At 38.3% G+C, this 22586-nt stretch carries 20 protein-coding genes; 3 read left to right on the plus strand and 17 right to left on the minus strand.

What is annotated here, in order from left to right; all coding sequences use genetic code 11:
* Nucleotides 1-2: 2 nt before the first annotated feature.
* The 6 genes from ACB089_RS21855 to ACB089_RS21880 all read right to left on the minus strand — a co-directional run bounded on the left by ACB089_RS21855 (nt 3) and on the right by ACB089_RS21880 (nt 7689).
* Nucleotides 3-956: an ABC transporter substrate-binding protein gene (locus ACB089_RS21855; protein ID WP_374963905.1), complete on the minus strand. Its 954-nt coding sequence runs from the start codon at nt 954-956 to the stop codon at nt 3-5.
* Between the two features lie 60 nt (nt 957-1016).
* The gene (locus ACB089_RS21860; protein ID WP_374963906.1) at nt 1017-2051 is read right to left on the minus strand and encodes a FecCD family ABC transporter permease; all 1035 of its coding nucleotides are present in this window, start codon (nt 2049-2051) and stop codon (nt 1017-1019) included.
* Nucleotides 2048-3100, minus strand: coding sequence for a FecCD family ABC transporter permease (locus ACB089_RS21865; protein WP_374963907.1), 1053 nt, complete (start codon nt 3098-3100; stop codon nt 2048-2050). Before ACB089_RS21865 ends, ACB089_RS21860 begins: the two co-directional genes overlap by 4 nt.
* A 44-nt stretch (nt 3101-3144) precedes the next feature.
* Nucleotides 3145-3939: an ABC transporter ATP-binding protein gene (locus ACB089_RS21870; RefSeq protein WP_374963908.1), complete on the minus strand. Its 795-nt coding sequence runs from the start codon at nt 3937-3939 to the stop codon at nt 3145-3147.
* 36 nt (nt 3940-3975) lie between these two features.
* Nucleotides 3976-5700, minus strand: a complete 1725-nt coding sequence (locus ACB089_RS21875; protein ID WP_374963909.1) for an ABC transporter ATP-binding protein — start codon at nt 5698-5700, stop codon at nt 3976-3978.
* An 87-nt stretch (nt 5701-5787) separates the two neighbouring features.
* Nucleotides 5788-7689: an AraC family transcriptional regulator gene (locus ACB089_RS21880; protein WP_374963910.1), complete on the minus strand. Its 1902-nt coding sequence runs from the start codon at nt 7687-7689 to the stop codon at nt 5788-5790.
* 68 nt (nt 7690-7757) lie between these two features.
* Between ACB089_RS21880 and ACB089_RS21885 the strand changes: the two genes are divergently transcribed.
* A complete protein-coding gene (locus ACB089_RS21885) occupies nt 7758-7937 on the plus strand; it encodes a hypothetical protein (protein WP_374963911.1) in 180 nt (59 codons plus the stop codon).
* Between the two features lie 66 nt (nt 7938-8003).
* Here the strand turns inward: ACB089_RS21885 and rho are convergent, their stop codons facing one another.
* The 5 genes from rho to ACB089_RS21910 all read right to left on the minus strand — a co-directional run bounded on the left by rho (nt 8004) and on the right by ACB089_RS21910 (nt 13673).
* Nucleotides 8004-9287, minus strand: a complete 1284-nt coding sequence (rho, locus tag ACB089_RS21890; RefSeq protein WP_368636156.1) for a transcription termination factor Rho — start codon at nt 9285-9287, stop codon at nt 8004-8006.
* Nucleotides 9288-9516: 229 nt separating this feature from the next.
* Nucleotides 9517-10476: a class II fructose-bisphosphatase gene (gene glpX, locus ACB089_RS21895; RefSeq protein WP_374963912.1), complete on the minus strand. Its 960-nt coding sequence runs from the start codon at nt 10474-10476 to the stop codon at nt 9517-9519.
* A 95-nt stretch (nt 10477-10571) separates the two neighbouring features.
* Nucleotides 10572-11858, minus strand: a complete 1287-nt coding sequence (locus tag ACB089_RS21900) for a UDP-N-acetylglucosamine 1-carboxyvinyltransferase (protein ID WP_374963913.1) — start codon at nt 11856-11858, stop codon at nt 10572-10574.
* Between the two features lie 62 nt (nt 11859-11920).
* Nucleotides 11921-12571 (minus strand): fructose-6-phosphate aldolase, encoded by a 651-nt coding sequence (gene fsa / locus ACB089_RS21905; protein ID WP_374963914.1) that lies wholly within the window; start codon nt 12569-12571, stop codon nt 11921-11923.
* Between the two features lie 247 nt (nt 12572-12818).
* Complete coding sequence (locus ACB089_RS21910; RefSeq protein ID WP_374963915.1) at nt 12819-13673, minus strand: class II fructose-bisphosphate aldolase; 855 nt, start codon at nt 13671-13673, stop codon at nt 12819-12821.
* 188 nt (nt 13674-13861) lie between these two features.
* On the opposite strand from ACB089_RS21910, the gene ACB089_RS21915 reads away from it, so the two are divergent.
* A complete protein-coding gene (locus ACB089_RS21915) occupies nt 13862-14053 on the plus strand; it encodes a hypothetical protein (RefSeq protein ID WP_374963916.1) in 192 nt (63 codons plus the stop codon).
* A 70-nt stretch (nt 14054-14123) separates the two neighbouring features.
* Here the strand turns inward: ACB089_RS21915 and ACB089_RS21920 are convergent, their stop codons facing one another.
* Nucleotides 14124-14480, minus strand: a complete 357-nt coding sequence (locus ACB089_RS21920) for a response regulator (RefSeq protein WP_368636151.1) — start codon at nt 14478-14480, stop codon at nt 14124-14126.
* Between the two features lie 155 nt (nt 14481-14635).
* On the opposite strand from ACB089_RS21920, the gene ACB089_RS21925 reads away from it, so the two are divergent.
* Nucleotides 14636-15166 carry a DUF2529 family protein gene (locus ACB089_RS21925; protein WP_374963917.1) on the plus strand — a complete coding sequence of 177 codons (531 nt, stop codon included), beginning with the start codon at nt 14636-14638 and terminating at the stop codon, nt 15164-15166.
* 46 nt (nt 15167-15212) lie between these two features.
* Here ACB089_RS21925 and ACB089_RS21930 read toward each other — a convergent pair whose 3' ends face one another.
* The 5 genes from ACB089_RS21930 to ACB089_RS21950 all read right to left on the minus strand — a co-directional run bounded on the left by ACB089_RS21930 (nt 15213) and on the right by ACB089_RS21950 (nt 22586).
* Nucleotides 15213-16805, minus strand: a complete 1593-nt coding sequence (locus ACB089_RS21930; protein ID WP_374963918.1) for a CTP synthase — start codon at nt 16803-16805, stop codon at nt 15213-15215.
* Nucleotides 16806-17560: 755 nt separating this feature from the next.
* Complete coding sequence (gene rpoE, locus ACB089_RS21935) at nt 17561-18109, minus strand: DNA-directed RNA polymerase subunit delta (protein WP_374963919.1); 549 nt, start codon at nt 18107-18109, stop codon at nt 17561-17563.
* 152 nt (nt 18110-18261) lie between these two features.
* On the minus strand, nt 18262-18420 hold the full coding sequence (locus ACB089_RS21940) for a hypothetical protein (RefSeq protein WP_374963920.1): 159 nt from the start codon (nt 18418-18420) through the stop codon (nt 18262-18264).
* A 150-nt stretch (nt 18421-18570) separates the two neighbouring features.
* Nucleotides 18571-21819, minus strand: coding sequence for a fused isobutyryl-CoA mutase/GTPase IcmF (icmF, locus tag ACB089_RS21945; protein WP_374963921.1), 3249 nt, complete (start codon nt 21817-21819; stop codon nt 18571-18573).
* A gap of 134 nt (nt 21820-21953) precedes the next feature.
* Nucleotides 21954-22586 (minus strand): TetR/AcrR family transcriptional regulator, encoded by a 633-nt coding sequence (locus ACB089_RS21950; protein WP_068986685.1) that lies wholly within the window; start codon nt 22584-22586, stop codon nt 21954-21956.

Raw genomic sequence — 22586 nt, forward strand, 5'->3', positions numbered from 1 at the left:
ATTTATTTTTCATTCTTTTTCTTTTCTAACAACATATTTGTCACTTCTTCTACTTGTGCAAGTACAGCAATCGGGTCAAACGGCCAAAATCTTTTAGCATCTAAATAAAATACATTGTTATTTTTTACTGCATCCATCGACTTCCACAGAGAATCTTCTCTGTTTAACTCAGCACCATTGGATTCATCTAAGAAAATATAGTCTCCCGCATATTCAGGCAGTACTTCATAAGAAACTTGCTTGAACGTTTCCCCTGTTTCAATTAACTCCTTTTGAATATTTTGGGGTGCTTTTAGTTGCAATTGCTTATAAATAGCCTGCCCACCGCGATAAATACCATCACCGTATAAATAAAAATCTTTGCTGTATGCCCCAAAGATAGAAAATGTTTCATTTGGATCTAAAACTTCTGCTAGCTTTTCACGATTTTCTGATACTTTCTCTGCAAACATTTTCAGCCAAGCTTCTCCTTCTGCTTGTTTTCCTAATATTTCAGCAATCCCTCTTACTTCTTCTTCCACACTACGGTAGGTTTCATACGGCAAAACAACCGTTGGCGCTATTTTTGATAACTTTTCATACGATTCTGCATCCGCTTGAGCTGTAATAATTAAATCTGGCTTCAACGCTAAAATAGATTCAATTGCACTTTCCCCCGTATTTTCTATATCATCAATTTGATCTTGAATGTGGACATTTTCTAAATCTTGTTGTGTCGCACCTACTGGCTTTACCCCTAATAGTAATGAAGTTGGCAAATAAGCATCCACTACAAGTCGCTCAACTTTTGTAGGAATTTCAATTTCTCCATTAATAGTGGATATCTTTTTTGTCGTAGCTTCTGTTTCCTCTTTAGTAGTACTGTTTACTTTATGATCCTTAGCGTTCTCATCATTGCTACTACATCCGACAAGCATAATTACTAATATCATTAAAAATATAGTTCGTTTTTTCATTATTCACTCACCCTTGATAATAATATTCATTCTCAATTAAAAATTAAAAAATACTCCCTTTTATTCCTTTAATCGTGCTAGTAAATATAAGAAATATGGTGCTCCTAAAATAGCTACAACAATCCCTGCTGGAATTTCTGATGGCTCGAAAATAGAACGACCAATTGTATCAGCCATTAACACTAATAAGCCTCCTAAAAGTGCTGTTGTTGGCAGTAAAAACTGATGCTTTGCTCCAACGAGCTGCCGTGCCAAATGTGGTGCAATTAGTCCAACAAATCCTATACCACCACTAACTGACACACTTGCTCCAGCTAGTCCTACAGATGCTGCTAGAAGCCAACGTCGTTCTCTTTCAATGGAAGCTCCTAATCCGACTGCTGTTATTTCTCCTAAATTTAAAACATTTAATACGCGTGACTTTGAATACACAAATGGCAGTAAAATTAATAACCAGGGCAATAAGGATACTACAAATTTCCAATTTGATCCCCAAATACTCCCCGCTAACCACGTTGCAACGAATTGGTAATTTTCAGGTGATAAACGCAGTGTCAGGACAATCATCGCTGAGCTAATGCCCGCTGCCACAGCAATCCCTGTTAATATTAAGCGCATTGGTGTAATTCCTTCATGACGACGATAAGCAAGCGTATAAATTAATATAGCGGTTATTCCTGATCCTACAAATGCTAACACTGGCAGTAAGTAGACAGGTGCTGCTTTAGTAGATGGAAAAAATGAAATATACAGCATAACTGCAAGTCCAGCTCCAGCATTAATTCCTAAAATGCCTGGGTCAGCTAGAGCATTTTTAGAAATACCTTGTAAAATAGCCCCTGAAATCGCTAATCCCATTCCCACTAACACAGCGAGAACAATACGAGGTAGTCGAAATTCAAATAAAATAAGTTGCTGTTGAGCATCCCCCTGACCAAAAATCGTTCGTAAAACCTCTATTGGTGTCAGCTTTATAACTCCTGTATTCATACTAATGACAAAGGTGATGACTATAAGTAAAGCTAGCGTACCTAGAATTAGGTAATTTTTCTTTTTGGATTTTTGTTGAGTTGGTGTTAAGAAGCTATTGCTCACAGTTCTTTTCCTCCTTTACGGGCTAAATATAGGAAGAACGGAACTCCGATAAAGGCAATTAACGCACCAATGGGTGTTTCATAAGGTGGGTTAATCATCCGTGCAACAAGGTCAGCCAACACCACAAGTAATGCTCCATATATGAATGAACAGGAAATGATCCAACGATAATCATGTCCAACTATGTATCTCGTTAAATGTGGAACGATTAACCCGACAAACCCGACTGCTCCTACAACTGATACAGCCGCCCCTGCTAAAACTAAAACAATTATAATCCCCCCTATTTTCACTACATTCGTACGTTGACCTAGTCCTATGGCAATTTCTTCTCCTAAGCTTAGTAATGTAATTGAACGTGATAAAATAAGAGCACCAATCATTGCCGCAAGGATCCATGGTGATAATATTTGAAGATGATACCATTTTGTACCTGAAACGCCACCTGCATACCAAAATGCTAAGTCCTGTCCAATACGATAGTAAAGGGCAACCCCTTCCCCTAACGCTCCTAATAGCGCACTTACAGCAGCCCCCGCCAATACTAGTCGCATTGGTGTTAGACCACCTTTTGACAGCGACCCTACTCCATAAACAATCGCTACACCTAGACCTGCTCCAACAAATGACCATAAAATCATATACATATACGATAAATCTGGAAAAAATGCAAAGCATATTGCTAGCATAAATGCGGCTCCAGAATTTAATCCTAATAATCCTGAATCGGCTAATGGATTGCGTGTCATGCCTTGCATAATCGCACCTGCGACTGCAAAGCATGCACCTACTAATGCTGCACCTAGCACTCGTGGTAATCGAATATCATGTATGATTTGATGCGTTGTTAAATCTGGTGAAAAATGAATAATAGCTGTCCATACAGTCCTTAATGAAATATCTGCCGCACCAAGTGAAATGGAAAAACCGATCGAAAGTATCAACCCTATTACCCCAACGATTAAAGCTACTACACCACGGACTGGATGAGATCGTTTCTGTAGTTCATCTAAATCTCTGAGCCCTCCTACTCCTGTCGACGTAGTCATATAGTTCCTCCTTATTACTTACAATTTCATTTTTCTACAAAACGTTATTCTTTCATGTCGTACAGTTGGTAAGATAAGCAAATTGGATTTTTACTATATGGGCAGATGGCCATCTCTGCATCAATATTGAAAACCTTTTGTAAATTTTCATTTGTCATCACTTCATTTGGCTGACCATTCACGATTAATTGTCCATCTCTCATAGCCATCATAAAGTGAGAGAAACGAGATGCGTGGTTCAAATCGTGTAATACCATCACAATTGTTCGTCCTTGCTCTTTATTTAGCTTTTGTAACAGTAATAAAATATCTAACTGGTGCGCTAAATCTAAATAAGTAGTAGGTTCATCAAGGACTAGAATATCTGTCCCCTGAGCTAAAGCCATGGCAATCCATACTCTTTGACGTTGACCACCTGATAGTGCCTCAATTGGACGGTCACTAAACTCTCTAAGTCCTGTAACATCAATTGCCCAATGAATATATTCATAGTCTTCCTTTCGCAATGTACCGAACCCTACTTGATGCGGAAAACGCCCATAGGATACTAGTTCAAAAACTGTTAATCCTCCTGGTGCAGTTGCTGTTTGAGGTAAAATAGCCATTCTTTTCGCGATTTCTTTTGTCTTCAACTGATGAATTGCTTTTCCATCTAAATAAACTGTTCCATTTTGTATTCGTAGTACACGTGCAACGGCCTTTAATAAGGTAGATTTGCCACAGCCGTTTGGACCAATAATCGTTGAGATTTGTCCTTTTGGAATTTCTACACTTAAATCATTTACAATGAGCGTCGAGGAGTAACCAATTGCCACACGATCTATCTCAAGTACAGACATATAAAACTTCCTTTCTTTTTTATGTCAATTTACTCCTTAGATTTGTAAGCCGAATTGCGCTGTGTACAAACCGTAATAAGCATTTTTTCTATCCATTAATTGTTGATGCGTACCTTCTTCAATAATGCCTTTTTTCGACACAACGACAATTCGATCGGCATCCTTTATCGTTGCTAAACGGTGTGCAATCACTACTGTTGTGCGTCCTACCGCAAGCTCGTTTAAAGCTTGCTGAATTGCCTGCTCGGTTTCTGTATCCAATGCGGATGTTGCCTCATCCAAAATCAATATTTTAGGATTTTTCAAGAAGATACGTGCGATCGATAATCTTTGCTTCTGCCCGCCTGATAATTTCACACCACGTTCGCCGATTAATGTATCCATTCCCTCTGGAAGAGCTTTAATGACATCTGTAAGCTGCGCTCGCTGTGCAGCATACCAAATATCTTCCTCACTTGCGTTTAAATCACCATAAGCAATGTTTTCTCGAATTGTGCCATCAAATAAAAAGACATCCTGTTGCACAATCCCTATATGTGAACGTAAAGATTGCAGCTTAAAATCTCGTATATCCATGCCATCAATTTTAATTGAACCTTCATTTACTTCATAAAAACGTGGTAATAAACTACAGATGGTAGATTTCCCTGCACCTGATGGACCCACTAGTGCAACTGTTTCACCAGGGCATACTTTTAAATTAATATGATGTAAGGCACGATTATTTTCAGCGTAACCAAACGATACATCATTAAATGTAATTTCCCCGTCAATTTCATCGATAGCTTTTACCTCTGGACGATCTGCAATTTCAGGTGCTGTTTCAAGAAATTCAATGTATCTTCTAAACCCTGCCATTCCTTTCGGATAACTTTCAATAAACATATTAATTTTATTGATAGGGTTTAAGAGAATACCTGATAATAAAATAAATGCGATGAATTCACCATTTGTTAAATGACCCTTTAAAACGAAATATGCCCCAACAAATAGTGTAAATAATGTTAAAACTTTTGTGAGAATACCCGAAATTGCTTCATTCCAAGCCATTACTTTATAAGAAAAGAGCTTTGTCATTCGAAATCTTTCATTGTTTACTTTAAAACGTTTAATCTCATGTTCTTCATTCGTAAAAGCTTGGACAACACGAATACCACTCACATTGTTTTCAACTCGTGCATTAAAATCCGCAATATCCCCAAACATTTGACGGAATGCTTTGGACATTAACTTTCCAAAAATAATCGTTAACATTAAGATGATTGGTACTAGTAGGAAAATTAGTATTGTAAAGGTTGGATCAATGTAGAACATAACACCGAATGTACCTACAATTGTCATGGCGGCAATAAACATATCTTCAGGACCATGATGTGCAAGCTCGCCAATATCCATCAAATCGTTTGTTAATCGGGAAACTAGATGCCCTGTTTTGTTGTTATCGAAATAACGAAACGAGAGCTTTTGAACGTGACTAAATGCTTCCCTTCTCATATCCGTCTCAATATTAATGCCAAGCATATGTCCCCAATACGAAACGATAAAATCAAAAATGGAATTGACGATGTATAGCATTAGTAGCAATAAACTCGCCATAATAATCCACTTCAGTTCACCGTTTGGAAGAATATCATCAATCACCTTATTTAAAACGATGGGAAATGCTAGTTCGATAAGGGCTGCTAGTATGGCACAGGAAAAATCCAACATAAATAATCCTTTATAGGGTTTGTAATATGAAAAAAAACGCTGTAATAACATTGAGGAAGCCTCCTATTATCAATATCATTCATTGTGTTTTAGTAAATAAGCTACCTGATCATACACAGGTAACTCACATTTTTGTCGTTAATTTTTCTGAGCCTTCGTGAACTCTACTATTTTGTCAGCCATATCTTCTGCTTGATGTAATCCAGAAAGCGGATCAGAGGCAAAATAATATTCTGGTTCTAAATTGATTGTTTTATTATTTTTTACAACATCTAGATTTGTCCAAGTTGAAGGGAATTTCCCTTCTTTATTAAAGAAATTAATAAGAAAAACGTAGTCCCCAACATAGTCTCCTACTACTTCATAGGAAACATCATAACGCCCACCAGAGTCTTCTTTTGTATCAAAGAGCTCTTGCACCTTTTCTTGAGGCTTCATACCAAGAATTTGATAGAGCGCTCTACCTCCTGACACACTTGAATTCCCAACAACCGTTGCATTCTTTTCAAATACATCAAAAATCGTAAAAGTGCTTTTTTCTGGGATAGCATTATTTATTTTTTCTTGTGCTTGAGCTACGCGATTCTCAAAGTCTTTAACAAATGCACTTGCTTCTTCCTGTCTACCTAAATATTCACCCATTGCCTTAATCTCATCAGTCGCTGATTTATGGGCACTTTCAGAAAATACGATCGTCGGTGCTATTTTTTCATATTTTTCTACATCTTCTTTATTCCATGTAATGATTAAGTCTGGTTTTAACTCTAAAATCTTCTCTAACGACACGTTACCATCAGTTCCGATGTTCGTAATTTCTCCATCTTTGTAGTACTGCTTTAAAAAGGCTGCATAGTCTAAATTAGCTGTCACGCCTCCTACTGGAACAACATCCAATGCTAAAATCTGACCAAGATACCAATCTGTCACGATTCTCTCCGCTTTTATTGGAATCTCTACCTCTCGCCCACTATCATCTGTAACAGTTCTTGTCTCTGATGAATTAGCTACCGTATCTTTGTTAGTCGTTATTTCGTTAGTGCCTTCACTACATGCTGTCAGTAAAACTAACAAACTTAGCAAAAAAGGCATCTTTATATGCTGAATCATTTTTTTCATCATGATCACATTTTCTCCATTCTCAAATCGTTTTGCTTGCGCGAGCTGATTCTCATTGTATTGAAAATGATTCTCATTTGTAATAGCAATTTCGGACAAGTAAGATGCATATTTCAGCCTAAAATTACTTGGGGCCATATTTGTTGCCTTTTTAAAAGCCCGACTAAAATAATATTCATCTTCAAAACCAAGTGAAATAGCTATTTCTTTTATGCCATATTGATTTGCTACTAAATATTGCTTTGCCTTTTCTATTCTCAGTTGCTGTAAATAAATTTGTGGACCTACTTCAAAACGAGCCTTAAAAATACGTAATAAATGACGTGTACTAATGTTAAGTAAATCGGCAAGTAGCTGTATAGATAAAGGCTCATGAATGTGTTGTTCTATGTATAGTCTCGCTACTTCTGCCTTATCCATGTCATGTGGCTTCCCTTGTCCTTCAGCTAGTTCTTGAAAAACACGATAGACGAGCTCATAAAAAGATGCTTTCACTGATAAATGCCCTTGAATAGAGCCTGACTGCCATTTGTGGTACATATTTTGCAGAACTGTATGAATAGCAATTGGATTTGCCGGTACACAGGAGAAAGTTGTTTGGAACGGCTGATATTGCATCTGTAAATGTTGCATAAAAGCATCTTTGTACATGACATCCCCTTTATAGAAAATGAGGAAGTAGCTAATGCTTTTTTCTGCGGTAATATGGAGAGATTGAGACTTTCCAATATGAAAAATACTAAAGCGTTGCACATGATAAGGTTGCTCATTTATGACAATTTCTGCATCTCCTGCTGTCATGACAAGGAATGCACTATTTTTTACAACCTTTGTCGTTCGTACATTGGTATTACTGACATAATCAATCTGCTTCAACTGGATATATGCATTTTGCCACAGAAGCATATAGGCATCATAATTCATTTCTGTCTCCTTAAAAATAGAATAATATGGTATTATTATATCTATAATGATAATGATTATCAATTTCAATGTTATTAAATAGTCAAAGCGAGCCTATAGAGCATTGTCGAAGCTTATTCTCTGCCTTCTTTCGTTTTATCGGAACAATTTCAGCATTTGTCGGAACATTACCTCATTTTATCGGAACAATCTCAGCATTTATCGGAACATTATTTCGTTTTATCGGAACAATCTCAGTTTTTATGTAACGCTATGCCCTTTTTAATGCAAAAAAATCACCACCGACTATGATCTAGTCAATGGTGATTCATGTTTTATAGAAGCCCTTTACCTTTAGTAGCTTTTTTCATATCTTCATTAAGCTTTTCAAAGAACTCTTCATTTGATTTTGTTGTACGTAATTTTTTCATGAAGCGCTCCGCAAAATCAGGTGCGTCCGAGAATGTTTTACGAATTGCCCATAGCTTTTCAAGTTGCTCAGGCGCAAGCAGAAGCTCTTCCTTACGTGTACCTGAACGACGGATATCAAGCGCAGGGAAAATACGACGCTCCGCTAATTGGCGATCAAGATGAAGTTCTAAATTACCTGTTCCTTTAAATTCTTCATAAATGACCTCATCCATACGAGATCCTGTATCCACTAAAGCTGTCGCTAAAATTGTTAAGCTACCGCCTTCTTCAATATTACGTGCAGATCCGAAGAATCGTTTTGGTCTATGGAATGCAGCAGGATCAATACCACCTGAAAGCGTACGACCGCTCGGAGGAATAACTAAGTTGTAAGCGCGTGCTAAACGTGTAATAGAGTCCATTAAAATAATAACATCACGCTTATGCTCAACTAAACGGCGTGCACGTTCTAACACAATTTCTGCAACTTTCACATGATTTTCTGGAACCTCGTCGAAAGTCGAGCTCACTACATCTGCATTCACAGAACGTTCAATATCAGTTACTTCCTCAGGGCGTTCGTCAATAAGTAAGACAATTAACTCTGCATCAGGATAATTTGTAGTAATAGAATTCGCGATTTCTTTTAATAATGAAGTCTTCCCTGCCTTTGGTGGTGCAACAATCAATCCACGTTGCCCAAAGCCTACAGGTGCCACTAAATCCATAATACGAGTCGATAAATTACGTTGAGTTGTTTCAAGCTTAATTTGTCTGTCAGGATATAAAGGCGTTAATGCAGGAAAATGCACACGTTCCTTTGCCACTTCTGGGTCTTCACCGTTAACAGCATCCACTTGTAGTAGTCCATAATAGCGTTCATTTTCTTTAGGTGGACGCACCTTACCAGATACCTTGTCCCCATTTCGTAGATCAAAGCGACGAATCTGAGAAGCAGAAATATAAATATCCTCTTTACTTGGAGAGTAGTTAATTGGTCGAAGGAAGCCGAAGCCCTCTTGCGAAACAATTTCTAGTACACCTTCCATAAAGAAATAGCCCTCTTGCTCTGAACGCGTTTTCAAAATAGCAAATATTAATTCTTTTTTCGTTAACTTGCTATAATATGAAATTTTATATTGGCGTGCAAGGGCGTAAAGCTCTTTTAACGTCATGTTTTCTAATTGAGCGATTGTCAATGCAGACATATGCACAACTCCAGTCTTTTTCAAAATATAATGCAATTTTTGGGATTATCATAGAAGTTTTTTTTTACGAAAGGCTCAGTTCTAAAGTTGATTTTTGCACCTGTACACTTTCTCTTTTATCACAAGTACACCAATCAAAATGCCAAACCTTATAAACTATGGGATGGTTTAAATTTAGAAGAAGGTACCTAGCGCAAAAGATGCACTAGGTATATTTTAGAAGAAAATTTTATTTATAGCTAGGTTTTTTATCAAGAGCGTGACGACCTTCTACAAAACGGACAGTTCCAGATTTAGCTCGCATAACAACAGAATGTGTTAAAGCATAAGCCCCTTTATACTGAACGCCTTTTAATAACTCGCAATCTGTTACAGCTGTCGCTGCAAAAATAGCATCGTCACCTTTAACTAGGTCATCTAAATGAAGAACTTTTTCTACGTCTACACCCATTTTTTTGCAGCGTTCTAACTGTTCTTCATCTTCTGGCAATAGTTTCGCTTGGAAGTCTCCACCTAAACATTTTAAGGCAACAGCTGAAATTACACCCTCTGGTGCACCACCTGTACCAAACATAATATCAATGCCGGTTTCATCAAAAGCTGTATTAATAGCTGCTCCAACATCGCCGTCTTGAATAAATTTAATGCGCGCCCCAGCTTCTCTGATTTCATCAACAATTGCTTGGTGGCGTGGTCGATCTAAAAGAGTAGCTACCACGTCTGAAATATCTTTATTTTTAGCTTTTGCTACCTGTAGTAAATTATAAGTAACAGAAGCATTAATATCGACCTTACCAGCCGCTTCCGGTCCTACTGCAATTTTCTCCATGTACATATCAGGTGCATTTAACAGATTACCCTTATCTGCAATGGCAAGAACTGTCATTGCACCATTTGTACCCTTCGCCACAATATTTGTACCTTCTAATGGGTCAACTGCGATATCTACTTGAGGACCTCCATTACGCAAGCCCAGCTCTTCACCAATATAAAGCATTGGTGCTTCATCCATTTCACCTTCACCAATCACTACTGTAGCATGCATTGGAATTGTATCGAACATTGCGCGCATCGCTGTCGTTGCTGCATCATCTGCCTCAATTTTTAAACCGCGCCCCATCCATTTCCCGGATGCGATTGCTGCTGCTTCTGTTACTCGGACTACTTCCATCGATAAACTACGTTCCATTGTTCTATTTGCCTCCCGTTATCGGCATACTTCTTCGCCGAAACATTCAAATTACCTCTATTGTAACATAGTTAGTTCAAAACTTTTAGCTCTCATTATTCCTGCGTCTCTGCTACGCGTGCCATTATTGTTTCACGTCGAATATTAGCGCCTAAATCACGTAATTTCTCAATAAGTGAGCTATAGCCGCGCTCAATATGATAGATATCATGAATTTCTGTTTCGCCTTCAGCTAAAAGGCCTGCTAATACTAATGCGGCACCAGCACGAAGATCTGTAGCTGTTACAGTTGAGCCCTGTAATTTACTAGGCCCTGTAATAATAGCTGTATTTCCTTCAACACGTGCATTGGCATTCATACGACGAAGTTCATCAATATGCTTAAATCGAGCTGTATAGATTGTATCTGTTACCTTTGAGGAACCAAATGCTTGAGACATTAAGACAGCTAGTGGCTGCTGAATATCCGTTGGGAACCCTGGATACACTAATGTTTTAACATCAACTGCATGCAATGTGTCGAGATCCGTTTTTGGCACAAAAATACTTTCTTCACCGATGTCAATCTTCACACCCATTTCACGAAGCTTCGCAATAACTGCCTCTAAGTGCAATGGAATAACATTATCAATTGTAACACCTTCACCTATAGCGGCAGCCATAATCATAAACGTAGCAGCTTCAATGCGATCTGGGATAATTGTATGCTCCGTACCATGAAGCTCCTCAACACCTTCGATACGAATAACACTCGTACCTGCGCCTTTTATATTAGCACCCATGTTAGTGAGAAGAGTGGCCACATCAATAATTTCTGGTTCTTTCGCTGCATTTTCAATAACTGTACGTCCTTTTGCAAGAACAGCGGCTAGCATAATATTAATGGTTGCTCCAACACTGGCAACGTCTAAATATATTTTTGCGCCAATTAATTCATCCGCACGTAAATAAATTGCTCCATGTTCATTCGTGATTTTTGCACCTAATGCCTCAAAGCCTTTTATATGTTGATCAATGGGACGCGGCCCTAAAAAGCAGCCTCCAGGTAAACCAATCACAGCTTTTTTAAAGCGACCAAGCATAGCGCCCATTAAGTAATAGGAGGCACGAAGCTTTTTCACATTGCCGTTTGGTAATGGCAACGCGATCATGTCCGTTGGATCAATTGTCATTGTGCCATCCTCAAATGAAACTTCTCCACCGATTTCCTCTAATAAAGCCTTTAATGTCCATGCATCAGAAATTTCTGGTAGCCCTCCAATTGTCACTGGAGAGTTCGCCAAAATTGATGCAGGAATTAAGGCGACTGCACTATTTTTTGCACCACTAACTTTAATTGTACCTTGTAGACGATTTTCGCCTGTAATTTTATAAACATCCATTTTGCGTTCTCCCTCATGATTGGAAAGTAATTTTATTGCTAACGGCTCACTTTATAATCTTATTATTCGCCTTTTCTCTTATTCCAATCCGCTAAAAATCCTTCAATCCCTTTTTCCGTTAATGGATGGTGGAAAAGTTGCTTTAATACTTTAAAAGGAGTAGTTGCAATATGTGCACCAGCAAGTGCTGCCGCTGTTACATGCTGTGGATGACGAATAGAAGCAGCGATAATTTGCGTATCGATATTATGAATTGTGAAAATATCTGCAATTGTTTCGATTAGCTCTACACCATTTTGACCCATATCATCTAAACGACCGATAAATGGTGATACATATGTTGCACCTGCACGAGCAGCCATTAATGCTTGGTTTGCACTAAAAATTAATGTTACGTTCGTTTTAATACCTTTGTCTGCAAAGAAACGACACGCCTCTAAGCCAGCTGGAGTCATTGGTAATTTAACTGTAATATTCGGAGCAATAGCAGCCAATTCTAAGCCTTCTTTAATCATACCTTCTGCATCAAGTGCAATTACTTCCCCACTTACTGAGCCGTCTACAAGCTCTGAAATTTCACGAAGTCGATCATGGAAAGAAACATTCTCTTCTTTTGCAACTAATGATGGGTTTGTTGTAACTCCTGATAAAATACCCCACGCGTGTGCTTCTTTAATCTCTTCAAAGTTTGCTGTATCAATGAAAAATTTCATTATATTCCCTCCTGATCACTATTTTGCTCATCACTATAACGTGGGTTGATTTCCGTTCCGACTTATTTACATGGAATGCGTTGTAAAAAAATGTCATCCTCTAACCCCAACATTTGATGCTGAGCCTTATAATTGAATATTTGCCTAATTTTTTTATTTCAAAAACAAGAGAAGGTCGATAACGGCATCAACGCTTCTCTTATTATGTGTATTCATCTATGCTTTTTTAACTTATTAAATGCAAAAATTATGCTTTTTGTGCACTGCCAAATTCGCGAATTTTCCCCATTACTGTTGCTTTAATCGCTTCACGAGCTGGTGCAAGGAATTTACGAGGATCATAAACAACTTTATCATTATCAAGAATTTCGCGGATTACTTTTGTCGCAGCAATTTGATTTTCAGTATTAACGTTAATTTTTGCTGTACCTAATGAAATTGAGCGTTGGATATCTTTTGTTGGGATACCAGTACCGCCATGTAATACTAATGGAAGGTCTGCTAAGTTTGAGATTTCTTCCATTTCTTTAAAGCCTAAGTTTGGTTCTCCTTTGTAAGGACCGTGTACAGAGCCAAGTGCTGGTGCTAAGCAATCGATAGCTGTTAACTCAACCATTTTACGGCATTCTTCTGGATCAGCGTACATAATACCACCGATTACGCCATCCTCGTCACCACCAACTGTGCCAAGCTCAGCTTCCACAGAAACACCCTTAGAATGAGCGTATTCAACCACTTTTGATGTAATTGCAATGTTTTCTTCGAATGGATGATGAGATGCATCAATCATAACTGATGTGAAACCTGCATCAATCGCTTCTTTACATTTTTCAAAGCTTGAACCATGATCAAGATGAATAGCCACTGGTACTGTAATGCCATAAGATTCAATTAAACCTTTGACCATGTGTACAACAGAAATAAATCCGCCCATATATTTACCGGCACCTTCAGAAACGCCTAGAATCACTGGAGATTTTTCTTCTTCAGCTGCTTGTAAAATTGCCTGAGTCCACTCAAGGTTGTTGATGTTGAACTGACCCACCGCATAACCTTCTGCCTTTGCTTTAATTAACATCTCTTTCATAGATACTAATGCCATACTAAAAATCCTCCTCATAGGACTATTCTTTCTACATAAATATGCTATTTAATCATAGCAAAAATAACAGCCCCTGAAAAGCAGGGGCTGTTATTTTCTACACGAAAGCGAAGTGCAACGTAGCGGCAGTGTCAACCGTAGTGTAGTGCAACGTAACGAAGGTTACGCGAAAGCGAAGTGATAGCGTTTTGTTTTCTGCACGAAAGCGAAGCGACAGCGTTTTGTTTTCTGCACGAAAGCGAAGCGGCAGTGTCAACCGTAGTGCAGTGCAACGCAACGAAGGTTACGCAAAAGCGAAGCGACAGCGTTTTGTTTTCTGCACGAAAGCGAAGCGACGTTATAGTATTGAGCCATATATTTTGGAAACAAAGTGCAAATGAAACGATAAAAAAATTCTACTATACGTATAACAACCATGAAAAACAGGCGGTGTGGACCACTGCCTGTTCACTAAACTTGTAATGTTTTATTAACCTCATCACGCACTTCAAAAATATCAAAAGGCTTAGTAAAATATCGAATTGCTCCTAAATCTAATGCTTCCTGCACAACATCTAGTTCACCATATGCAGTCATCATAAATACCGGGAGTTGTGGCCACTTCTCTTTTAAGCGCTTTAAAATTTCAATGCCATCCATCCCTGGAATTTTCATATCTAATAGAACACAATCCATTCCCTCTTCTGCATATCGCAGTGCCTCAATACCATTTGCAGCTAAATATGTACTATAACCTTCCTTTTTCACCACTTCATTTAAAAGCAAACGAATTCCAGGTTGATCATCGACAATTAGTACTCGTTTCACATTTCATTCCGCCCTTTTTAGTTATTATTCTTGCAAAAAAACTTCCTATATTATGTATTATTCTCCTTCAATTTCTTAATACCTTCTAGTATTATAAATTAACTACTTTTGCTTTATGTTCTTCCCAAACATATAATATTGATTGAGGTGGGACCATGTCAAAAATACTAACAACACAACTAAGTGGGTTATTTCAAAGAATAACACAAAATGAAGAGGAAGCTATTGAAGAAACGGCAAGATTACTTGCTCAAGCAGGTATAGGCGAAGGAAATGTCTATTTCGCATGCTTCGGTGAGATGCAAGTTGTCGAGTTAAATGCATGTCAAGCAGTTGAACGTTTTACCAAGCTAGTGCCGTGGACAAAGGATACAGTAATAACGGAAGCTGATCGTGTATGTATTTTTACAAGAAGTGCACATGATGAAGAGGCATTAGCTTTAGCGCAACAGCTCAGTAACAATTTTATTCCATTTGCAGCAGTTGCTAGCGAAGCTGCAGATTCTGAAAACCCACTAGCAGATTTAGCGTATACGTATATTTCTGCACGCATACGAGGTGGTTTATTACCGAACGATTTAGGAGAGCGCATAGTTGTGCCACATGCTATTGCTGCCCTTTTTGTTTATGAAGCCGTAAAAATCTCTTATGATGAAATGCTTGGTCTGGATGACGAAGAGCTATAAAGCATCTAAAAAAAGAGTTGTCTCAGCGCGAGACAACTCTTTTTTATTATTTAAATGTTGCTCCGATAAAATCACGGAACAATGGCTGTGGACGATTTGGACGTGATACAAGTTCAGGGTGGAATTGGCATGCTACGAAGAAATTCTTTTCTGGTAACTCGATAATTTCCACTAATTTACCATCAGGGCTTGTACCTGAGAAGACAAGACCTGCAGCTTCCATTGCTTCACGATATTCATTGTTAAATTCATAACGATGGCGGTGGCGTTCATAAACAAGCTCTTTACCATATGCTTTGCCTGCCTTTGAGCCATCTTTTAACTTACATGGATATAAACCTAAACGTAATGTACCACCAATATCTACACTATCATTTTGGTCTGGTAAAAAGTCAATAATAGGATATTCTGTTTTTGCATCAAGTTCTGTAGAATGAGCACCTTTTAAGCCAAGTACATTGCGAGCAAATTCTATTGTCGCAAGTTGCATACCTAGGCAAATACCTAAGAATGGTACATCATTTTCACGAGCATATTGTGTCGCTAAAATTTTACCTTCAACTCCACGATCACCAAAGCCACCAGGAACTAAAATTGCGTCTGCCCCTTTTAATAGAGCAGCAACATTGTCAGCATCTACATGTTCTGCATTAATCCAGTCAATTTCAATATCAGAATTAAATGCATAGCCTGCATGTTTTAATGCCTCTACAACAGAAATGTAAGCATCTTGTAGTTCTACATATTTACCTACTAATGCTACTTTTCGTTTATTTGGTAAGCTCTTCACTTTTGCTACAAGCTCACGCCACTCATCCATATCCGCCTCTGGTGCTTCAATACCAAAATGGTCAAGAACAATATCATCGATATCTTGTGCATGAAGATTTAATGGTACTTCATATAAATGTTCTGCATCGCGAGATTCAATAATTTCGTGTGGTTGAACATCACAGAATAAAGCTAATTTTTCTTTCATATCCTGAGGCACTTCTTGCTCTGTACGCACAACGATAATATTTGGTTGAATACCTAAAGAACGTAATTCTTTTACAGAATGCTGAGTTGGCTTTGTTTTTAGCTCACCTGCAGCTTTAATATAAGGAATAAGCGTACAATGAACATACATCACATTGTTATGGCCTAAATTTGTTTTCATTTGGCGAATTGCTTCAAGGAATGGTAGTGACTCAATATCTCCTACTGTTCCGCCTACTTCTGTAATGACAACGTCTGCATTTGTTTCGCGACCAGCTCGTTGAATACGATCTTTGATTTCATTAGTAATGTGAGGAATTACTTGTACTGTTCCACCGTTGTAATCACCACGGCGTTCTTTTTGTAATACAGACTGATAAACACGGCCTGAAGTTACAGTAGAATGTTTTCCTAGGTTAATATCAATGAAACGTTCGTAGTGACCTAAGTCTAAGTCAGCTTCTGCGCCGTCATCTGTTACGAAAACCTCACCATGTTGATAAGGGCTCATTGTACCTGGGTCAATATTGATATATGGGTCAAATTTTTGAATCGTTACTTCTAATCCACGATTTTTTAATAAACGACCTAGAGATGCTGCTACAATCCCTTTTCCAAGTGATGACACAACCCCACCTGTTACAAAAATATACTTCGTCATGAAAAAATTCCTCCTTATGTTGTTCTAGAAATTGTTAGTAAGAAAAGTGCATTCACGTCCTACGCTAACCGCACAACGATGCAAATGTCTCGATAGGCTAAAAATTTCTTATCCCTAAAATAAGAAAAGCCGAGAATGCCTACAAAATGTAGTCGATTCGAAGCTGTAATCGTTTCTATCTCTTTTCTACTTTCCTTTTAGAAGCTTCAACATTTATTCAGACACCAATTACTATACATCATGAATGATTTGGAACATTTATATTCATTTCTGTTGCAATAAGCTTGGGAGAGTCAACTGAATAAAGTTAAAAACAATAAAAAAACGCTCCTCCTGCATAGGTTTGCAGGGGGAGCGTATTACATACACGGTCTTTCTCCTTTAATTAAGGAGCCCAAGTAAAAGATTAAACGTAACCGCGATAGAAGTCAAGATTTTTTACTACAAGGTTACAAGAAAGAAAATTCAAAGAGTAATGATCATCAATTATGCCTTGTCCGGAATCGGCTTTGTGCTTAGGCCTGCACGAGGGCCGACACGATGTCGGTCATTTCGGTAATGTCACAGGATGTGGCGTTTTTACCGATGCAGGTCAGTTAGCCGTTATCGCATGGATGCGATGGTTTTAGGCTAACATCCCCTAAGAACTACCGGAGACTTCGGGCCAACACGATGTTGGTCACTCAGTCGTTGCCACAGGACGTGGCATTCTTAGACTAAGTTCCTTTATTTCAGCGGGTATTGGCTGAAATAAGTTAGTTTTTATCCTCTTCTTCAAGTTCTTCTTCATCTTCATCTTCATCGATGAAGTCTTCGTCTATTTCCTCATCGATGTCCTCTAAATCTTCTTCATCCTCAAAGTCAATATCTTCTTTATCATCATCTTCATCTTCATCAAGATCTTCGCCTTCAACGAATTCTTCATAATCTTCATCAAAGTCAATCTCTTCTTCTTCTAAATCTTCATCTAAATCATCTTCATCCTCAAGGGCAGCTTTAGATTTTTTCTTATGTGTTTTAACAGAAGGAGCTGTTTCTTCTTCAATTTGTTCAACTTTATACCATTCACGTAAGCCCCAGCCAGCTTCCTGATTAAATAAGAAGCGACCTTCTACATTTAAATCTGTATAAAATTGTAGTAGGCGTGCTTTCATTTCTTCATCACTATAGCCTGTAAGCTCTTGAAGTATTGTTAATAAGTCATTAAAAGACACTGAGGCACGTTTTTCATTTAAAATTGCATAAGCTAAGTTAATTAACGATTCTTCCGCTAATTGTTCCTTTGTCATTTCACGAAAATTCATTCGTGCACTTCCTTTCCCTCATCACAATGGACGTTTTAAAATTACATATTGCTTTATTTTCGGAGCGCAGCAAAAAAGGCCGCACAAAAGTAACTTTCCATATCATAAGCATAATACCCATTATATACAAAGTTTTATCCTCATTGCTAGCTTCAATTACTGTTTTTTATATCACACATTTTTTTTATCCCAAAGTAAAACAAATAGACAGATAATAATAATATCGGAACAGCGCCAATTTGCTTATCATAAAGGAAAATAACTCCTAACATTAAAGCTAAAGTAATGATGTAGTGAATAACTGATTTCATTCTCTACCGCGCCTCCCCTTTTTTTACATTTCTATTATAACGGAAATAAAAAAAAGTGCCTAATCCTAAGACTAGACACTTAAAAATACAGAGCATTTTGTATAAAATAGCATAAATGTTATACAGTAAGAAGATATGCACGTTTAAAATTTACATATTGCGACGATATTGTCCTCCTACTTCATATAAAGCGTTCGTGATTTGCCCTAAGCTAGCTACTTTTACGGTTTCCATAAGCTCCGCGAAAATATTGCCATTATTTACAGCTACTTGTTGTAAACGAGCAATAGCCGCTTCCGCTTCACTTTCATGTTGCTTCCAGAAGGCCTGTAAATTATGAATTTGTGTCTCTTTTTCTTCCGTTGATGCTCGAGCAATCTCCATATTATCAATTTCATCTTCTGAAGGTGGATTCGGATTTAAGTAAGTGTTTACACCAATGATTGGTAACTCGCCTGAATGTTTTAGCATTTCATAGTACATGGATTCTTCTTGAATCTTACCGCGCTGATATTGTGTTTCCATTGCACCTAGCACGCCACCACGATCATTGATACGATCAAACTCTTCTAGTACCGCCTCTTCTACAAGATCCGTTAACTCTTCTACGATAAACGCACCTTGTAATGGATTTTCGTTTTTCGCTAAGCCATGTTCCTTCGTAATAATCATTTGAATTGCCATCGCACGACGTACAGATTCTTCTGTAGGCGTTGTAATTGCCTCATCATATGCATTTGTATGCAATGAATTACAATTATCCTGTAATGCCATTAATGCCTGTAACGTTGTGCGGATATCATTAAAATCAATTTCCTGTGCATGCAAGCTACGCCCAGATGTTTGGATATGATATTTTAATTTTTGTGCTCGTTCATTGGCGCCGTACTTATCACGCATTATAACCGCCCAAATACGGCGGGCTACGCGTCCAATAACTGTGTACTCAGGATCAAGTCCGTTAGAGAAGAAGAATGATAGATTTGGCGCAAAGTCGTCAATATTCATTCCTCGACTTAAATAGTATTCCACATACGTAAAGCCATTTGCTAATGTAAAGGCCAACTGTGAAATTGGGTTGGCTCCAGCTTCGGCAATATGGTAACCAGAAATAGATACTGAGTAATAATTACGAACTTTATGGTCGATAAAGTATTGCTGAATATCTCCCATCATACGTAACGCAAACTCTGTTGAGAAAATACAAGTATTTTGCCCTTGATCTTCTTTTAAAATATCTGCTTGCACCGTTCCACGTACAACCTGTAATGTTTTCTCTCGTGTCTCCGTAAATTCTTCAACTGTCAAAGGGCGGCCAAGTTCTTTTTCGCGTAGTTGCACTTGCTGATCAATAGCCGTATTCATGAACATCGCCAAAATCACCGGTGCTGGACCGTTAATTGTCATCGATACTGAAGTTGATGGTGCACATAAATCAAAGCCTGCATAAAGCTTTTTCATATCCTCTAGCGTACAGATAGATACACCCGATTCTCCAACCTTCCCATAAATATCTGGTCGGTAATCTGGATCCTCTCCGTATAGCGTCACCGAATCAAATGCTGTGGATAAACGTTTTGCATCATCATCCTTCGATAAATAATGGAATCGTTTATTTGTACGCTCAGGTGTACCCTCACCAGCAAATTGTCGCTTCGGATCTTCCCCTTCACGTTTAAATTGGAATACCCCCGCAGTATAAGGGAATTCACCAGGTACATTTTCTCTATAAACCCAACGTAAAATTTCACCGTAATCTACGAATTTCGGCAAGGCAACTTTAGGGATTTTTGTACCAGAAAGGCTTGTTGTTTTTAAAATCGTACGAATTTCCTTATCACGAACCTTCGTGACAAATTCGTCCCCAGCATAGGCTTCTTTTAAAGCTTGCCAATTATCTAAAATACGCTTGGACTCAGCCGTTAATTCATCTCTGACACCTTCTGCTAAAGAAGTAAGAGAGGCGATCAGTGCATCATTTGGCGCTTTTTCCTTAACCGCCGCAATAGCTCCCTCTAATTGGAATAGACGGCGAGCAAATTCTACTTGCTGCTCTGATTTTTTGTGATAGCCACGCACAGTATCTGTAATTTCTCGTAAATAATAACGGCGATCGTTTGGAATAATCACATCCTGCTTTTGGGTCTTCGCAAATTGCTCATAGCCAGTTTCCCAATTACTTCCTGTATTCGTATTAATGATATTTACTAATGCTGCAAATAAAGCATTCGTTCCTTTATCATTAAATTGACTTGCGATCGTACCGTAAACAGGCATATTATCAAGTGATTCATCCCAAAGCTCTCGCGAACGTTGGTATTGCTTCTGCACTTGGCGTAGCGCATCCTCAGAGCCTTTACGTTCAAATTTATTGATGGCGATCACATCCGCAAAATCAATCATGTCAATTTTCTCAAGCTGTGTTGGCGCACCAAACTCACTTGTCATAACGTACATGGATAAATCCGTATACTTTGTAATTTCTGCATCACCTTGACCAATACCGCTCGTTTCTACGATGATTAAATCATAGCCCACTACTTTCACTACATCTAGCACGTCTCCAATAGAAGCAGTAAGCTCTGTTCGAGATCCGCGGGTTGCTAAACTACGCATATATACTCGATTATTGAAAATCGCATTCATGCGAATTCGGTCACCAAGTAAAGCCCCACCTGTTTTTTGCTTTGTCGGATCGACTGAAAGAATCGCCACTCGTTTATCCGGAAATTCTTTCAAGAAACGACGAATTAATTCATCTGTTAAGGAAGATTTACCCGCACCACCAGTTCCTGTAATACCTAATACCGGTGTCCCTTTTGAGTGTTTACGAGCTTCTTCTAGCATCTTTTTCGTTTCACCATCATCATTTGACTCTGCAGCAGTTATTAAGTTCGCTAAAATCTCTGGTGATTCTGTCGATAAAGCATCGAGCTTTTCTAGATAGTTACCCGTTGCAGTTGGGAAATCAGTCCCTTTAATTTTTTCATTAATCATCCCTTGTAAGCCTAAGACACGGCCATCCTCTGGCGAGAATATCCCTGCAATCCCATATGCATGTAGCTCTTTAATTTCACGTGGTAAAATAACACCACCACCGCCACCATAAATTTTAATATGTGGCGCTCCTTTTTCACGCAGTAAATCATACATATATTTAAAGTATTCCATATGTCCACCTTGATAAGAAGACACAGCAATACCTTGAGCATCCTCTTGAATCGCAGCATTTACCACTTCTTCCACCGAGCGATTATGTCCTAAATGGATTACCTCTACTCCGCTCGATTGCAAAATTCGTCGCATAATGTTGACTGAAGCATCATGCCCATCAAAAAGACTCGATGCTGTAACAAAACGTACGTGATTTTTTGGACGATATACTTCTACCTTTGTCATATGAAATCCCCACTTTCTCCCCTTAATCAATTACACCTTTGTGTTCTGGAACAACTTCCTATTACAATTCATAAAAAAGTCGGTAATTGCAATGTCGCTCTATGCAATTACCGACAACCCCTTAACGGAACTTATTAGAACCCCTTTATGCCTGAAATAAACAATGTTGTTTGCATTTCAATAAATTCATCAATAGAGTGTTGACGATGGAGCGCCCATTTACGGAATGCCCAGCTTTGTCCAGAAACGACTAAATTATTTGCTGCCAAATGGATTTGTTGATCCGTCATCGTTATTTCACCTGACTGCACACAGCGTTTTAGTAATCGCTCAAAAGTAGCAACCATTTCAAATTCCTTACTAAATACATAACGCTGCGCTTCTTTTGACAATGTTTTAGTTTCCTGATACATGATTGTTAGCTCATCAACCATACTATCAATTTGCAAGAAATACTCTCGAATCATTTCTTTTAACTCTTCTATAGTTCCTGCCTTAATCTCATAACTTGAAAGTCTCTCCATCGCATGGTGATAAATACTATCACATACAAGGTAAAGGACATCTTCTTTCGTACGAATATACTCATATAATGTACCGATACTAAAACCTGCAGCTTTTGCGATTTCTCTCGTCGTGGCACGATGGAAACCTTTTTCTTTAAATAATTTAATGGCTCCCTCTATCATTTGTTCTCGACGAATGGCGATAAGATTTTCATCTTTTACCGTTGACTGTACTTGGGGTCTTTTATCTCTTTCTGTCAT

This window comes from Lysinibacillus sp. RS10, from assembly GCF_041956855.1.
GTDB classification, from domain to species: domain Bacteria; phylum Bacillota; class Bacilli; order Bacillales_A; family Planococcaceae; genus Lysinibacillus; species Lysinibacillus xylanilyticus_A.

Excerpts from the sequence above, each read along its gene's own strand:
- ACB089_RS21855 (WP_374963905.1), bottom strand. The coding sequence starts at position 956 with ATGAAAAAACGAACTATATTTTTAATGATATTAGTAATTATGCTTGTC.
- ACB089_RS21865 (WP_374963907.1), bottom strand. The coding sequence starts at position 3,100 with ATGACTACGTCGACAGGAGTAGGAGGGCTCAGAGATTTAGATGAACTA.
- ACB089_RS21870 (WP_374963908.1), bottom strand. The coding sequence starts at position 3,939 with ATGTCTGTACTTGAGATAGATCGTGTGGCAATTGGTTACTCCTCGACG.
- ACB089_RS21875 (WP_374963909.1), bottom strand. The coding sequence starts at position 5,700 with ATGTTATTACAGCGTTTTTTTTCATATTACAAACCCTATAAAGGATTA.
- ACB089_RS21880 (WP_374963910.1), bottom strand. The coding sequence starts at position 7,689 with ATGAATTATGATGCCTATATGCTTCTGTGGCAAAATGCATATATCCAG.
- ACB089_RS21885 (WP_374963911.1), top strand. The coding sequence starts at position 7,758 with ATGTTATTAAATAGTCAAAGCGAGCCTATAGAGCATTGTCGAAGCTTA.
- rho (WP_368636156.1), bottom strand. The coding sequence starts at position 9,287 with ATGTCTGCATTGACAATCGCTCAATTAGAAAACATGACGTTAAAAGAG.
- glpX (WP_374963912.1), bottom strand. The coding sequence starts at position 10,476 with ATGGAACGTAGTTTATCGATGGAAGTAGTCCGAGTAACAGAAGCAGCA.
- ACB089_RS21900 (WP_374963913.1), bottom strand. The coding sequence starts at position 11,858 with ATGGATGTTTATAAAATTACAGGCGAAAATCGTCTACAAGGTACAATT.
- fsa (WP_374963914.1), bottom strand. The coding sequence starts at position 12,571 with ATGAAATTTTTCATTGATACAGCAAACTTTGAAGAGATTAAAGAAGCA.
- ACB089_RS21910 (WP_374963915.1), bottom strand. The coding sequence starts at position 13,673 with ATGGCATTAGTATCTATGAAAGAGATGTTAATTAAAGCAAAGGCAGAA.
- ACB089_RS21925 (WP_374963917.1), top strand. The coding sequence starts at position 14,636 with ATGTCAAAAATACTAACAACACAACTAAGTGGGTTATTTCAAAGAATA.
- ACB089_RS21930 (WP_374963918.1), bottom strand. The coding sequence starts at position 16,805 with ATGACGAAGTATATTTTTGTAACAGGTGGGGTTGTGTCATCACTTGGA.
- rpoE (WP_374963919.1), bottom strand. The coding sequence starts at position 18,109 with ATGAATTTTCGTGAAATGACAAAGGAACAATTAGCGGAAGAATCGTTA.
- ACB089_RS21940 (WP_374963920.1), bottom strand. The coding sequence starts at position 18,420 with ATGAAATCAGTTATTCACTACATCATTACTTTAGCTTTAATGTTAGGA.
- icmF (WP_374963921.1), bottom strand. The coding sequence starts at position 21,819 with ATGACAAAGGTAGAAGTATATCGTCCAAAAAATCACGTACGTTTTGTT.
- ACB089_RS21950 (WP_068986685.1), bottom strand. The coding sequence starts at position 22,586 with ATGACAGAAAGAGATAAAAGACCCCAAGTACAGTCAACGGTAAAAGAT.